This is a genomic window from Ensifer sp. EB106-05-01-XG146 (assembly GCF_058791875.1).
Window position 1 is genome coordinate 2,675,224 of record NZ_JBYTDX010000001.1, and the last position, 13,570, is coordinate 2,688,793.

A 13,570-nucleotide genomic window follows, 5' to 3' on the forward strand; every position below is an offset into this window, starting at 1 on the left:
GAAGCTACCGGATGTTCCGACTACCGCGAGGCGCTCGCCTGCAGGATGCGGCAGAGCGAAACCAGCCCGCTGTCATAACCGCCGCCAACGACATCGCGACAGCGTTTGATCAGCTTGACCCGCTCGCCGGCGGGCAGTGCATTGAACGCGGCCATCGAAGCGCCTGGTGAAACCGAGCCTCCCGAACCGCCTCCGGTTCCACCGCCAACGCTGCCGTCACCCCCGGAGCTCCCGCCGCCGGATCCCGTTCCAACTCCCACGCCGAGCCCAAGCCCGACGCCGTTGCCGCCGCCTGCATTGGCCTTGAGACCAGCAGTCAGGCCATTCCGTCCACCGACCGTGGCATTGACCGAAGTGTTGAGCCCTTTTCCGCCGCCAAGGCCGACATCGGCATCCGCGTTGATGCCATTGGCGCCGCCGGCGCTCGCCTGCACATCGGCGTTGACGCCTTGCGCACCGCCGATCGAGGCGTTTGCGTTGGCATTGACGCCGTTTGCGCCGCCGAGCGATGCGTCGATATCGGCCTTAAGGCCGTTCGAGCCACCAAGTCCGACATTGGCGTTCAGCCCGCTCGGGCCACCGACGGACACGCCGACGCCAAGACCGTTCGCACTCTGTGAAAATGCCGGCTGGGACAGCGCCACCGTCGCAAGAAGACCGAGCGACAACGCAAGAACATTCCTCCGCATGATCGTCCTCCTAACAAGGTCAGGGTCGGAATGGCCCCGACAAAGGGGATACGTCGCAGGATTGCTGCCGGTTGCAGCGGATCAGCCGAAAAGCGAGGGTTTTGCCCAGTGTGGATAACACACGGCAAAGATGCGGCCGAAGGCGTGTCTTTTCGAAACGATGGCCTTGGCACCCAAACAGGATCGCCGCACTGAAAGTGGTGCGGTGATCGTTCTGAGGCTCTTAGCCGATCAAAGGACGTCTGATGACGCTGGAAGGCTGGCCAATGGCCCGAAAAAACCGATGATGCGCGTAATGCGCGTCGCGTTGGGATCGAGGAATGCGATGTCCAGACCCTCGGGGAAAGATGATCCGTCGGGCATCACAAATCGCCAGGCGAAGCGTGCGATCCCATGATGAACATCCACGTCGCTTGTCCGAGTAATACGCGCGCCCGGGTGCCCAGCCTGAATACCTGCAATGTGCGCGAGCAGTTCTTCTGCACCGGCGGCATGAACCGTCGGGTCCGTGTACGTTGCGCCATCGGCCCAGATCGGCACCAGCAACGCCCGCCTCTGCTCGGCGTCCTCCGACGACCAGGCAGCGCAATACGAATCGATAAGATCTGTTAACGGCACGCTTCTTCACTCCCTTAGATCATAGGTTCCGACACGCTCCGACGGCCAAGCCGAGGCGCATGCTCCTTCTCGCCGCAAGATAGCTGACGGCTGTTCGGCTGCTGCATTTATCCTTCGATCGTCTCCGATCAATGGAGCACTGCCGCGGCCGCCCACCTGCAGGCACGCAACGTCGCGGGGGAAAACTATGACGTCGACGCTGCGACGCCAATACGCACCGCGCGGTCAGTGGTTACCCAGAGGTAAGGGAAGATGAACAGGCCCGCCGACTAGGGCTGATTGCAGCGATGAAGACGGTCGCGGGTCAGTGCCAGCATAAAAGTTACAGGTCCCGTCCCGCGACGATGCTTGCGGGTGCGCCAAGCCTGCTCAGCTCGCAGCGGCCTCCTCGACGCTGGCACCTGGGACCGTCGCACCGCAATTACGGTGCGACGGCGGCCTTTGCGCGTCTGATATGACGCGAGCTGTGTTGAGCGCCAAAGACAAGAGCGAACTGTCCGCTCTCGCGCCGACAGCGTCAGTGGCTGTCGCGGTTCATCGGAATTTCCGCGCCGCGCGGACCGACGAGGAAGTCGAGATCCGCGCCCGTGTCGGCCTGCATCACGCTCTTGACGTAGAGGCCGGCATAACCACCCTTGAGCGGCATCACCGGCGACACCCAGGCAGCGCGACGACGGGCCAGTTCTTCGTCGGAGACATCGAGATGGATGGTGCGGGCCGGCACGTCGACGGCGATCATGTCGCCGTTTTGAACCAGTGCCAGCGGGCCGCCATCGGCCGCTTCCGGCGCCGTGTGCAGGATGACCGTACCGTAGGCCGTGCCGGACATGCGCGCATCGGAGATGCGGATCATGTCGGTAATGCCCTTTTTCAGCACCTTCGGGGGCAGGCCCATGTTGCCGACCTCGGCCATGCCCGGGTAACCCTTCGGGCCGCAATATTTCAGCACCATCACGCAGGTCTCGTCGATGTCGAGATCATCGCGATTGATGCGGGCGTGGTAGTCCTCGATGCTCTCGAACACCACCGCCCGGCCCTTGTGCTGCATCAGGTGCGGCGATGCGGCGGACGGCTTCAGCACGCAGCCCTTGGGCGCAAGATTGCCGCGCAGCACCGCGATGCCGCCGGACTTGGTCAGCGCTTTGTCGCGCGGCACGATGACGTCGTCATTGTAGTTGACGACATCCTTGACGTCGTTCCAGATCGTGTCACCGGTGACGGTCACAGCATCCTTGTGAAGGAGGCCCATTTCGCCCACGGCCTTGATCACGACCGGCAGGCCGCCGGCATAATAGAACTCCTCCATCAGGTACTTGCCCGACGGCTGCAGGTTGACGATCGTCGGCACGTCGCGGCCGAGGCGATCCCAATCGTCGAGACTGAGGTCGACACCGACACGGCCGGCAAGCGCCAAGAGGTGCAGCACGGCGTTGGTCGAGCCGCCGACAGCGCCGTTGACGCGAATGGCGTTCTCGAAGGCCTGCTTCGTCAGGATATCCGAAGGCTTCAGATCCTCCTTGACCATGTCGACAATGCGGCGGCCGGAGAGCTGGGAGATCACCCGGCGGCGGGCATCGACGGCAGGGATCGCCGCATTGCCGGGCAGGGTCATGCCGAGCGCTTCGGCCATCGAGGCCATGGTCGAGGCCGTGCCCATGGTCATGCAGCTGCCGGCCGAGCGGGCCATGCCCTGCTCCGCATCCATGAATTCGGCGAGCGACATCTCGCCGGACTTCACCATTTCCGAGAACTGCCAGATCGCCGTGCCTGAGCCGACATCCTTGCCGCGCCACTTACCGTTCAGCATCGGGCCGCCGGAGACGAGGATGACCGGAATGTCGACGCTCGCAGCCCCCATCAGGAGGCTCGGCGTGGTCTTGTCACAGCCCCCAAGCAGCACGACGCCATCGACCGGATTGCCGCGGATCGCCTCTTCGACGTCCATGGCCGCAAGATTGCGGAACATCATCGCCGTGGGCCGCAGCGTGCTTTCGCCAACGGAAAACACCGGGAATTCGACCGGGAAGCCACCGGCCTCGTAGACGCCGCGCTTCACCCGCTCTGCGAGATCACGCAGATGCGCGTTGCACGGCGTCAGCTCCGACCAGGTGTTACAGATGCCGATGATCGGCCGGCCATCGAAGGTGTCGGCGGGCAGGCCCTGGTTCTTCATCCAGGAGCGGTGCATGATGGCATTCTTGCCGGTACCGCCGAACCAATCCTGCGAACGCAGCTTGCGCGGCCATTCAGCTTTCTTCTTCATCTCTTCCTTCCTTGTGCGGCCCGCACCGTTCACGCGGGCCCGATGACGGCGTGCTTCAGGCGAGCGTGTAGGCCGTCTTGACGGTGGTGTAGAACTCGGCGGCGTAGCGCCCCTGCTCGCGCGAGCCATGGGACGAGCCCTTGCGCCCGCCGAAGGGCACGTGGAAATCGACGCCCGCCGTCGGCAGGTTGACCATCACCATGCCGGCTTCGGCATTGCGCTTGAAATGGGTCGCGTGCTTGAGGCTGGTGGTGGCAATCCCCGAGGACAGACCGAAGGGCGTGTCGTTGGCGACCGTGAGTGCCTCATCGTAGTCCTTGACGCGGATGACGGCTGCGACCGGCCCGAAGATCTCTTCCCGAGAAATGCGCATCGCGTTCGTCGCTTCGGTAAACAGCGCCGGCTGCAGGTAGAAGCCGGGCGTGTCGCGCTTCAGAAGCTCGCCGCCGAAGGCAAGCTTGGCGCCTTCCTGTCGGCCGATGGCGATATAGTCGGTGTCCTGGTTGAGTTGGCTCTCATCGACCACCGGACCGATCTGGGTGCCGGCCTTCAAGGCGTCGTCGATCACAAGCCCCTTCATCCGTTCGCCCATGGCCGCCACGAACCGATCGTGAATACCCTCGGTGACGATGAGGCGCGAAGATGCCGTGCAACGCTGGCCGGTCGAGAAGAAGGCGGAATTGACCGCCGCCTCGACCGCGACCGCAAGATCGGCGTCGTCAAGCACGACGAACGGGTTTTTGCCGCCCATTTCCAGCTGGTATTTGCGATTGTGTTCGACGGAGGCGAGCGCCACGCGTTTTCCCGTGCCGGTCGAGCCGGTGAAGGTGATGGCGTGAATGTCGGGACTGTCGAGCATGGCCTGGCCGACGACCGAGCCCTTGCCCATCACGAGGTTCAACACACCCTTCGGCAGGCCGGCGCGGTGAAGAATGTCGACGATCGCCCAGGAACTGCCGGGCACCAGTTCGGCCGGCTTGAAGACGACGGTGTTGCCGTAGCAAAGCGCCGGCGCGATCTTCCAGGCGGGAATGGCGATCGGGAAGTTCCAGGGCGTGATGATGCCGACGACACCGACCGGCTCGCGGGTGATCTCGACGCCGATATTGGGTCTTGCCGACGGCAGCACTTCGCCCGCCAACCGCAGGCACTCGCCGGCGAAGAAGTCGAAGATCTGGCCGGCGCGCACCGTCTCGCCGATGCCTTCGGCCAATGTCTTGCCTTCCTCGCGCGACAAGAGCTTTCCGAGTTCGTCCTTGCGCGCAAGGATCTCGTCGGCGGTCTTCCTCAGGATCGCGTGGCGCTCGAGAATACCCGAGCGCGACCAGGCCGGAAACGCCGCCTTGGCGGCAGCGATCGCTGCGCGCGCATCGTCCGCCGACGCGTGGGCGTATTCGCCGACCACGTCGTTGGTGTTGGATGGGTTGATGTTGGCGACCCCGTCACCGCCGACCCATTCGCCGGCAATCAGGTTCTGGTGCAAAGTCATGGCCTCAGGCCTCCTTCATAGATGCGCATGACCGTCCCTCGCGAACGGTCGCGCTTAGGAGATGTGTCAGAGCTGGCGGATCGCGACCTCTTCGTCAGCTGCGATCGCGAGAGCGTTGCGGAGCGGAAGGCCGAAACCATCGGCCTCGATCTCAAACACGTCACCTTCCTCGGTGCGGATGCCATCACCGAAGGACAGCGTCGCCGTGCCGAACATGTGCACGTGGATGTCGCCCGGCTGGCGGAACAAGCCATACTTGAAATGGTGATGCTCGAGATTGGCGAAGCTGTGCGACATGTTGGCTTCGCCCGACAGGAACGGCTTTTCCCACAGCACCTTGCCGCCACGCAGGATACGCGACAAGCCGCGAATGTCCTCCGGTGCGACACCAATGCGGATCTCCGGACCGAAGCTCGCCTGGCGCAGCTTCGAATGCGCGAGCCAGAGATAGTTGACCCTCTCGGTCTTGTGGTCGGAGAATTCGTTGGCAACGGCAAAACCGATGCGGAACGGAACGCCCTTCTCGGAGATCACATAGATGCCGGCCATTTCCGGCTCTTCGCCACCATCCTCGGCAAAGGCGGGCGAGACGAGCGCATTCCCCGGCGCCACGGCGGAGGTGCCGTTGCCCTTGTAGAACCATTCCGGCTGCACGCCTGTTTCGCCGGCCCTCGGCTTGCCGCCTTCGAGCCCCATGCGGAACATCTTCATCGAGTCGGTCAGGGTTTCCTCGGCCGCCTCGCTCGTCTTCTTGTGCATGGCGTCGCGGGTCGCAGCCGAGCCGAGATGGGTGAGACCCGTGCCGGTCAGGTGCAGGTGTGCCGGATCCGGATGAGTGATCGGCGGCAGGAAGCGCCCCTCCGCATAGGCCTTTTCGAGGTCGACGGCGGCGCCGAGCCCCTTGGCCTCGATCGTCTGCTTCAGGCTCCGTCCGGCATTGGCCGCTTCCATCGCCAGCGCATAGACGCTTGTCGCGCCGTTCACCGCATGCGCCGCCTCACCCGGCAGCCGTACCGCCACCGTGATCGACCCGTCTTCGTTCCTGATCTGCGAAATCAGCACGATGCTATCCTTCCTATCGTCTTGGGTCGCTGTGTTCGCCTCTTCAAGGCAAAAGCGTCCCCGTGGGTGGCTTTCGCCACCCAATTCCGGCGGACCAATCCGCCGATCCTGGCAGCTGTGGCTGCCGGTGAATGTTACTGGTTCGCGTCGGGTCTTATGGCTTTCCGCTCAACCCTTGTTCTTGTTGTAGACATCGAAGAACACGGCAGCGAGCAGCACGAGGCCCTTGATCAACTGCTGGTAATCGATGCCGATGCCCATGATCGACATGCCGTTGTTCATCACGCCCATGATGAAGGCGCCGATGACGGCCCCGATGATCTTGCCTACACCGCCCGACGCCGAGGCACCGCCGATAAAGCAGGCCGCAATGACGTCGAGCTCGAAACCGACGCCGGCCTTCGGCGTTGCCGAATTGAGGCGAGCGGTGATGATCATGCCGGCGAGTGCCGCAAGCACGCCCATGTTGACGAAGGTGTAGAAGGTCAGCCGCTCGGTGTTGATGCCCGAAAGCTTGGTCGCCTTGACGTTGCCGCCCATGGCATAGATGCGGCGACCGATCGTCGAGCGCGTGGTGACGAAGGTATAGAGCGCAATCAGCACGGCCATGGCGATCAGCACGTTCGGCAGGCCGCGATAGGTCGCAAGCTGGAAGCCGATGAACAGCGCCACGGCAGCGATGACAGCCATCTGCACGGCGAAGAAAATGAACGGCTCGTTCTCCGTGCCGTGCTGCTCGTTGATCTTGCGGTCACGAATGCCCGCGTAGATCGCGTAGCCGACGAGCGCGATGACGGCGACGAGCGCCACCATGTTCTGAATGGTCTCGGGCGCCGGATTGAGGAAATAGAGGAAATCCGGAACGAAGCCGGTCGACAGCAGCTGGAATTCCTTCGGGAACGGACCGATCGGGCGGCCGCCGAGCACCACATAGGTGAGCCCGCGGAACACCAGCATGCCGGCCAGCGTCACGATGAAGGACGGGATCTTCTGGTAGGCGACCCAATAGCCCTGGGCCGCCCCCATGATGCCGCCAACGATCAGACAGGCGGGAATGACGATGATGGCGGGCAAGCCCCATTTCACCAGCATGATCGCCGAGATCGCGCCGATGAAGGCGACGATCGAGCCGACCGACAGGTCGATATGCCCGGCAACGATGATCAGCAGCATGCCGAGCGCCATGATGACGATGAAGGAGTTCTGCAGCACCAGGTTGGTGATGTTGACCGGCTTGAACAGCACGCCGTTGGTGACGAACTGGAAGAACAGCATGATCACCACGAGCGCGACGAGCAGGCCGTATTCGCGGATGTTGTTCTTGAGATAGTCCCCGATCGAGGGCTTGTTGTTTTGGGTGCTCGTATCGGCGACCATTAGTGTTTCTCCCCTGAACGCATGATGGCACGCATGATGGATTCCTGGCTCGCTTCCGCCTTCGAAAGCTCCGCGACGATGCGGCCCTCGTTCATGACGTAGATGCGATCGCAGGTTCCAAGCAGCTCCGGCATTTCCGATGAGATCATCAGGATGCCCTTACCCTCGGCGGCAAGCTGGTTGATGATGGTGTAGATCTCATACTTCGCGCCGATATCGATACCGCGTGTCGGCTCGTCGAGAATGAGAACTTCCGGATTGGTGAACAGCCATTTGGACAAGACGACCTTCTGCTGGTTGCCGCCCGAAAGGTTGACCGTTTCCTGATAGATCGAGTGCGAACGGATGCGCAGCTTCGAGCGATAGTCGGAGGCGACCTTCGCTTCCTTGCGATCGTCGATGACGCCGTTCGCGGCCACCGCCTTCAGATTGGAGAGCGTTGTGTTCTCCTTGATGTTGTTGATCAAGACGAGCCCGAGCTGCTTGCGGTCCTCGGTGACATAGGCAAGCCCCGCATCGATCGCACGCGGAATGGTGCTGACGTCGACGGGCTTGCCGCGCATCGTCACGTCGCCGGTGATCTTGTGGCCCCAGGACTTGCCGAAGAGGCTCATCGCCGTTTCGGTGCGCCCTGCCCCCATCAACCCGGCGATGCCGACGACCTCTCCGGCGCGCACGGTGAAATTGACGTCGTGCAGGAACTGCCGGTCGCGGTGCTGCTGGTGGAAGACGTTCCAGTTCTTCACTTCGAGCAGCGTCTCGCCGATCTTCGGTTCGCGCGGCGGATAACGATCTTCCATGGCGCGGCCGACCATGCCCTTGATGATCCGGTCTTCGCCAATGTCTTCGCTGTGACAGTCGAGCGTTTCGACCGTGCCGCCGTCGCGCAGGATGGTGATCTGGTCGGCAACCTTCCGGATCTCGTTCAGCTTGTGCGAAATGATGATCGAGGTCATGCCCTGGGTGCGAAACTCCATCAGCAGCTTCAAAAGCGCATCGGAATCGGTTTCGTTGAGCGAGGCGGTCGGCTCGTCAAGGATCAACAGCCGCACCTTCTTCGAAAGCGCCTTGGCGATCTCGACCAGTTGCTGCTTGCCGACACCGATGTCGGTGATCAACGTCGCCGGGGATTCGCTCAAGCCAACCTTCTTCAGCAGTTCCTGCGTACGGGCAAAGGTCTGCGGCCAGTGAATCACACCGTTGCTGGCGATCTCGTTGCCGAGGAAGATGTTCTCGGCGATCGACAGCAGCGGCACCAGCGCCAGTTCCTGGTGGATGATGATGATGCCGAGGTCTTCGCTGTCGGAAATCGTCGAGAAGCGGCGGGCTTCGCCGCCATAGTGGATTTCGCCATCATAGGTGCCGGCGGGATAGACGCCGCTCAGCACCTTCATCAGCGTCGACTTGCCGGCGCCGTTTTCGCCGACGAGTGCGTGGATCTCGCCTTCGCGGACCTTGAAGCTGACATTGTCCAGCGCCTTGACGCCCGGGAACGTCTTGGTGATGCCCCGCATTTCAAGAATGATATTGTCCATGTTCAGTCATTCCAGCGGCAGTCTTCAAGAGAGTACCGGCTCCGTCATCTGGATAAAAGGGCCCGCGCGCATGCACGGGCCCTCACGCTCAAAAAGATCAGTTGTTGATCTGGTCTTCGGTGTAGTAGCCCGAGCTGACGAGCACGTCCTTGATGTTGGACTTGTCGACGGCAACCGGCTTCAGCAGGTAGGACGGAACCACCTTGACGCCGTTGTCATAGGTCTTGGTGTCGTTCACTTCCGGCTCCTTGCCTTCCATGATCGCGTTGACCATGCCGACGGTGACCTTGGCGAGTTCGCGCGTGTCCTTGAAGATCGACGAATACTGTTCGCCGGCAAGGATCGACTTGACCGACGGCAGTTCGGCGTCCTGGCCGGTGACGGCAGGCATTGCCATGTCGCCCGAACCGTAGCCGACGCCCTTCAGCGCCGAAATGATGCCGATCGACAGGCCGTCATAGGGCGACAGAACGCCATCGACCTTGGCGTCGGTGTAGTTCGACGACAGCAGGTTTTCCATGCGGGCCTGGGCCACGGCACCGTCCCAACGCAGCGTGCCGACCTGGTCCATGCCCTTCTGGCCGGACTTGACGACGATCTTCTTGCTGTCGATCAGCGGCTGCAGGACCGACATCGCGCCGTCGTAGAAGAAGAAGGCGTTGTTATCGTCCGGCGAACCACCGAAGAGCTCGATGTTCTTCGGCTCGGTTGCGCCGTCGAGCTTGAGACCCTGGACCAGCGACGTTGCCTGCTGCACGCCGACCTGGAAGTTGTCGAAGGTGGCGTAGTAGTCGACATTGCCCGAGTCGCGGATCAGGCGGTCATAGGCGATGACCTTGACGCCGGCGTCGTGGGCCTTCTGCAGGATGTCGGAGAGCGTGGTGCCGTCGATGGCGCCGATGACGAGAACCTTGGCGCCCTTGGTCACCATGTTCTCGATCTGAGCGAGCTGGTTCGGGATGTCGTCGTCAGCAAACTGCAGGTCCGGCGTGTAGCCAGCTTCCTTGAACAGCTTCTCCATGGTCTCGCCGTCGGAAATCCAGCGGGTCGACGTCTTCGTCGGCATGGAAATGCCGACCGTGCCCTTGTCCTGCGCAAATGCCGGTGCAGCGAAGGACGCGATCGAAATCGCGGCGGCTGCGAGAAGCGAAGTCATCAATTTCATCAGTTCTCTCCCAAAAAAGTTGAAGCCGGCAGGCGAGAGCCTTTCCGTCTATGCGCAGCAATCCGCCGCCCGAGATCTTCGTCTCCGGCAGCGGATCAAGGTGAAGGAGAGGCCTCCCCGCCTCGCATGCTCCTACATGCGCTGGCACATAAGCAAAAACTGGAATGAAACCATATAACTGTCAAATACAATATTGCTTTGAATACATACCAAAAATGATATATCGAGCGCAAACAGTGTGATTTTTGAAAATCCCTGAAAACCAAAGAAAAAAACGCAGAGGTTGAAATGCGCGATCAGAAACCGAGCACCGCCGGCGAACTCTTCGATTCGACGCTTTTCCGCTCGGGCCTGAAGATCAGCCACCTCCGGCTGATTCTGGCGATCGACGATCACCGCCGCATCAGCGCCGCCGCTGACGCCCTCGGCATCTCGCAACCGGCGGCCTCGCGCATGCTCTCGGAAATCGAGACCATGCTGAAGGCGCCGGTCTGCGAACGCGTTGCCCGCGGTGTCCTGTTGACGCCCTATGGCGAAGCGCTGGCGCGACGCGCGCGCAGCATCTTTCTGGAACTCCGGGAGGCATCGCGCGAGATCAACGAGTTGAAGACCGGCAGCGGCGGCTCGGTTTCGCTCGGCTCGGTCACAGGCCCGGCGCTCAATCTCGCCGTGCCCGCCATCCGTCAGGTGATGACCGCCTATCCCGGCATCGAGATCAACGTCCAGATCGAAAACAGCAACGTGCTGGCAAGGGAACTGCTCGCCGCCCGCCACGATTTCATCATCGGCCGCATCCCCGACGACCAGCCGCCGCGGCTCTTCAACATGGTAGAGATCGGCTACGAGGAGGTTTGCCTGATCGTGCGCGACGGCCATCCGCTGCTCGACAAGCCCATGGTCGTCGCCGAGGACCTGCCCTCCTATGACTGGGTATTCCAGCCGCCCGGCACCCTTCTGAGACGCGCAGTCGAAGACAGTTTCGTGGCGGCCGGGGTGAGACTGCCGGCGACGGTGATCAACACCTCCTCGATCATCCTGACGCTGTCGATGGTGCGCAACACCAACGCGATTGCACCTGTGGCACTCGACGTCGCCAACCTGATTGCCGGCAACGGTACGCCGGCCGGCGAAATCCGCATCCTGAAGACCGAAATCCCGATCCGAATCAAACCCTATGGGCTGATCACTGCCGAGGGACGCGCGCTGCCGCCGAGCGCCAAGCTGCTCTACGACCTGATCCTCAAGCAGGGCCGCGCCTGATCAGCCCGGGCATGATCAGTCTGATCAGCCCGAGATAATCTCCGCCTGCCATGGTGCGCCGCGATCGGAGACGTCATGTTTGGAATGTCAGTCTTTCAGTCGGTGCTCGAGCGGCTGAAATCGGAAGAGGATATCGAACCGGCACCGGCCGAAGCGACGCGCGTCGCCACGCCTTACGCCCCGGCATTCGACAACGCCTTTGCGGCCGAAAGCGCCCGCTCGGCGGCCTTCGGCGCCGTGGAGCGCGCCTATCTCGATGCGTCCTTCGTGGAGCCGCCACCTCCGCCGGTGATGCCGGACTATCTCAGCCGTACGACCCTTGCCGACGTGGCCGAGGAACTGGCCCTTGTCGACAGCGAAACACAAATGACGCTTGCGGCAAAGCGCCGGGCCTTCGCGGCCCTGAACCATCCGGACCGTCTGCCGGCCGCGTTTCGCGCCAACGCCACCGTGCGCATGAAACTCGCCAACATGCTGATTGACGAAGCCGCAAAGCAGATGCGCGCCATCACCCCGGCGCCGTGAACCTCAGCCGGCAGCGTCGCTCCCGTCGCCCTTGCCTTGCCCCTCGTCCCCAGCTTTCTCGACGCCCTTCTCGCTCGGCTTGTAGAAAACCAAGAGAGCCGCCGAGGCATAGGCGGTCACCGCGAGGAAAATCATCCCCCACATCGCTTGCTCGCCCAGGAACTCGACCACTGTCCAGACGCCGCAGAAGCCCACGATCAGCAGACGGATCCACAGTGGGCGGTAGAAGGGATGGTCCGGATCGATGAATTTGAGCATTCTGTCCTCTGGTGGCCTTGTCGCGTGCGTCCCATTTAGGGGAAATTCGTCGCTGACGGCAAGGCCATGGCCTCCGACTCCCTTGACGGACGCAATAAAAATGGAATAAAAATTCCGAAATAATCTACATCGGCGACTTCATTCTAAATAGGAAGTTGCCGAGTAGAAACGGAGGTATCAAGGGAGAGGTGCTGAGCGCAGCGTTCCAACGCGCGGTCTTTCGTGGCAATTCTCCAAACCATTCGCGGAAGCAGCGTTCCGCGGCGCCTTTGCGCGATGAGCGCCGATCATCACGCCCCTTCCCGGTCGCGAACCGGAATTCGAGAGAAACAGAGATGACAGTCAGATTTGGTCTTCTGGGCGCCGGCCGCATCGGCAAGGTTCATGCGAAAGCCGTCAGCGGCAATCCCGACGCTGTGCTTGTTGCCGTCGCCGATGCCTTCCCCGCCGCCGCCGATGCCATCGCCAAGCAGTATGGCTGCGAGGTCCGCACCATCGAAGCGATCGAAGCGGCCAAGGACATCGACGCCGTCGTCATCTGCACGCCGACCGATACCCATGCCGACCTGATCGAACGCTTCGCCCGCGCCGGCAAGGCGATCTTCTGCGAGAAGCCCGTCGATCTCGACGCCGAGCGCGTGAAGGCCTGCCTCAAGGTCGTGAGCGAAACCAAGGCCAAGCTGATGGTCGGCTTCAACCGCCGCTTCGACCCGCATTTCATGGCCGTGAAGAAGGCGATCGACGCCGGCAAGATCGGCGATGTCGAAATGGTGACGATCACCTCGCGCGATCCGGGCGCCCCGCCGGTCGACTATATCAAGCGTTCGGGCGGCATCTTCCGCGACATGACCATCCATGACTTCGACATGGCCCGTTTCCTGCTCGGCGAAGAGCCGGTCTCGGTGACGGCAACCGCTGCCGTTCTCGTCGACAAGGCGATCGGCGAAGCCGGCGACTACGACAGCGTTTCGGTCATCCTGCAGACGGCGTCCGGCAAGCAGGCGATCATCTCCAACTCCCGTCGCGCCACCTACGGCTACGACCAGCGCATCGAAGTCCACGGCTCGAAGGGCGTGGCTTCCGCCGAGAACCAGCGCCCGGTCTCGATCGAGATCGCCAATGGCGACGGCTACACCCGCCCGCCGCTGCACGATTTCTTCATGACCCGCTATACCGAAGCCTATGCCAACGAGATCGAGAGCTTCATCGCCGCGATCGAAAAGGGTGCGGAAATCACGCCGTCCGGCAAGGATGGTCTCGCGGCTCTCGCGCTTGCCGATGCGGCTGTAAAGTCCGTCGTCGAAAAGCGCCAGATCAGCGTCGCCTGAG

At 62.2% G+C, this 13,570-nt stretch carries 12 protein-coding genes; 3 read left to right on the forward strand and 9 right to left on the reverse strand.

Annotated features, from left to right (window positions below; translation table 11 throughout):
- Window positions 1-20: 20 nt before the first annotated feature.
- The 8 genes from AC3WVQ_RS13335 to chvE form a co-directional block, all read right to left on the reverse strand.
- Entirely contained in the window at window positions 21-689 is a 669-nt protein-coding gene (locus AC3WVQ_RS13335; RefSeq protein ID WP_090298344.1) for a hypothetical protein, read from the reverse strand.
- Between the two features lie 231 nt (window positions 690-920).
- Window positions 921-1,307 (reverse strand): hypothetical protein, encoded by a 387-nt coding sequence (locus AC3WVQ_RS13340; protein WP_089045052.1) that lies wholly within the window; start codon window positions 1,305-1,307, stop codon window positions 921-923.
- A gap of 517 nt (window positions 1,308-1,824) precedes the next feature.
- A complete protein-coding gene (gene araD, locus AC3WVQ_RS13345; protein WP_034803454.1) occupies window positions 1,825-3,570 on the reverse strand; it encodes an L-arabinonate dehydratase in 1,746 nt (581 codons plus the stop codon).
- A gap of 55 nt (window positions 3,571-3,625) precedes the next feature.
- Window positions 3,626-5,059 carry an aldehyde dehydrogenase family protein gene (locus AC3WVQ_RS13350; RefSeq protein ID WP_492382797.1) on the reverse strand — a complete coding sequence of 478 codons (1,434 nt, stop codon included), beginning with the start codon at window positions 5,057-5,059 and terminating at the stop codon, window positions 3,626-3,628.
- 66 nt (window positions 5,060-5,125) lie between these two features.
- A complete protein-coding gene (gene araD1 / locus AC3WVQ_RS13355) occupies window positions 5,126-6,121 on the reverse strand; it encodes an AraD1 family protein (RefSeq protein WP_090298117.1) in 996 nt (331 codons plus the stop codon).
- Window positions 6,122-6,289: 168 nt separating this feature from the next.
- Window positions 6,290-7,498, reverse strand: coding sequence for a multiple monosaccharide ABC transporter permease (mmsB, locus tag AC3WVQ_RS13360; RefSeq protein WP_060582451.1), 1,209 nt, complete (start codon window positions 7,496-7,498; stop codon window positions 6,290-6,292).
- Window positions 7,498-9,033 carry a multiple monosaccharide ABC transporter ATP-binding protein gene (mmsA, locus tag AC3WVQ_RS13365; protein WP_034793889.1) on the reverse strand — a complete coding sequence of 512 codons (1,536 nt, stop codon included), beginning with the start codon at window positions 9,031-9,033 and terminating at the stop codon, window positions 7,498-7,500. The genes mmsB and mmsA overlap by 1 nt, the downstream gene beginning before the upstream one ends.
- A 97-nt stretch (window positions 9,034-9,130) precedes the next feature.
- Window positions 9,131-10,198: a multiple monosaccharide ABC transporter substrate-binding protein gene (chvE, locus tag AC3WVQ_RS13370; protein WP_034793892.1), complete on the reverse strand. Its 1,068-nt coding sequence runs from the start codon at window positions 10,196-10,198 to the stop codon at window positions 9,131-9,133.
- A gap of 288 nt (window positions 10,199-10,486) precedes the next feature.
- Here chvE and AC3WVQ_RS13375 point away from each other — a divergent pair, with 288 nt between their 5' ends.
- Together AC3WVQ_RS13375 and AC3WVQ_RS13380 are read left to right on the forward strand one after the other, a co-directional pair.
- Window positions 10,487-11,458, forward strand: coding sequence for a LysR family transcriptional regulator (locus AC3WVQ_RS13375; RefSeq protein WP_034793895.1), 972 nt, complete (start codon window positions 10,487-10,489; stop codon window positions 11,456-11,458).
- A 75-nt stretch (window positions 11,459-11,533) separates the two neighbouring features.
- Entirely contained in the window at window positions 11,534-11,983 is a 450-nt protein-coding gene (locus tag AC3WVQ_RS13380) for a hypothetical protein (RefSeq protein WP_060582450.1), read from the forward strand.
- 3 nt (window positions 11,984-11,986) lie between these two features.
- Here AC3WVQ_RS13380 and AC3WVQ_RS13385 read toward each other — a convergent pair whose 3' ends face one another.
- On the reverse strand, window positions 11,987-12,241 hold the full coding sequence (locus tag AC3WVQ_RS13385) for a hypothetical protein (protein ID WP_090298120.1): 255 nt from the start codon (window positions 12,239-12,241) through the stop codon (window positions 11,987-11,989).
- 335 nt (window positions 12,242-12,576) lie between these two features.
- On the opposite strand from AC3WVQ_RS13385, the gene iolG reads away from it, so the two are divergent.
- Complete coding sequence (gene iolG, locus AC3WVQ_RS13390; RefSeq protein ID WP_034793914.1) at window positions 12,577-13,569, forward strand: inositol 2-dehydrogenase; 993 nt, start codon at window positions 12,577-12,579, stop codon at window positions 13,567-13,569.
- Window position 13,570: the final 1 nt, after the last annotated feature.

What these genes read in the sequence shown, in the direction of transcription:
- AC3WVQ_RS13335 (WP_090298344.1), bottom strand. Translation starts at nt 689, where the DNA reads ATGCGGAGGAATGTTCTTGCGTTGTCGCTCGGTCTTCTTGCGACGGTG.
- araD (WP_034803454.1), bottom strand. Translation starts at nt 3,570, where the DNA reads ATGAAGAAGAAAGCTGAATGGCCGCGCAAGCTGCGTTCGCAGGATTGG.
- AC3WVQ_RS13350 (WP_492382797.1), bottom strand. Translation starts at nt 5,059, where the DNA reads ATGACTTTGCACCAGAACCTGATTGCCGGCGAATGGGTCGGCGGTGAC.
- mmsB (WP_060582451.1), bottom strand. Translation starts at nt 7,498, where the DNA reads ATGGTCGCCGATACGAGCACCCAAAACAACAAGCCCTCGATCGGGGAC.
- mmsA (WP_034793889.1), bottom strand. Translation starts at nt 9,033, where the DNA reads ATGGACAATATCATTCTTGAAATGCGGGGCATCACCAAGACGTTCCCG.
- chvE (WP_034793892.1), bottom strand. Translation starts at nt 10,198, where the DNA reads ATGAAATTGATGACTTCGCTTCTCGCAGCCGCCGCGATTTCGATCGCG.
- AC3WVQ_RS13375 (WP_034793895.1), top strand. Translation starts at nt 10,487, where the DNA reads ATGCGCGATCAGAAACCGAGCACCGCCGGCGAACTCTTCGATTCGACG.
- AC3WVQ_RS13380 (WP_060582450.1), top strand. Translation starts at nt 11,534, where the DNA reads ATGTTTGGAATGTCAGTCTTTCAGTCGGTGCTCGAGCGGCTGAAATCG.
- AC3WVQ_RS13385 (WP_090298120.1), bottom strand. Translation starts at nt 12,241, where the DNA reads ATGCTCAAATTCATCGATCCGGACCATCCCTTCTACCGCCCACTGTGG.
- iolG (WP_034793914.1), top strand. Translation starts at nt 12,577, where the DNA reads ATGACAGTCAGATTTGGTCTTCTGGGCGCCGGCCGCATCGGCAAGGTT.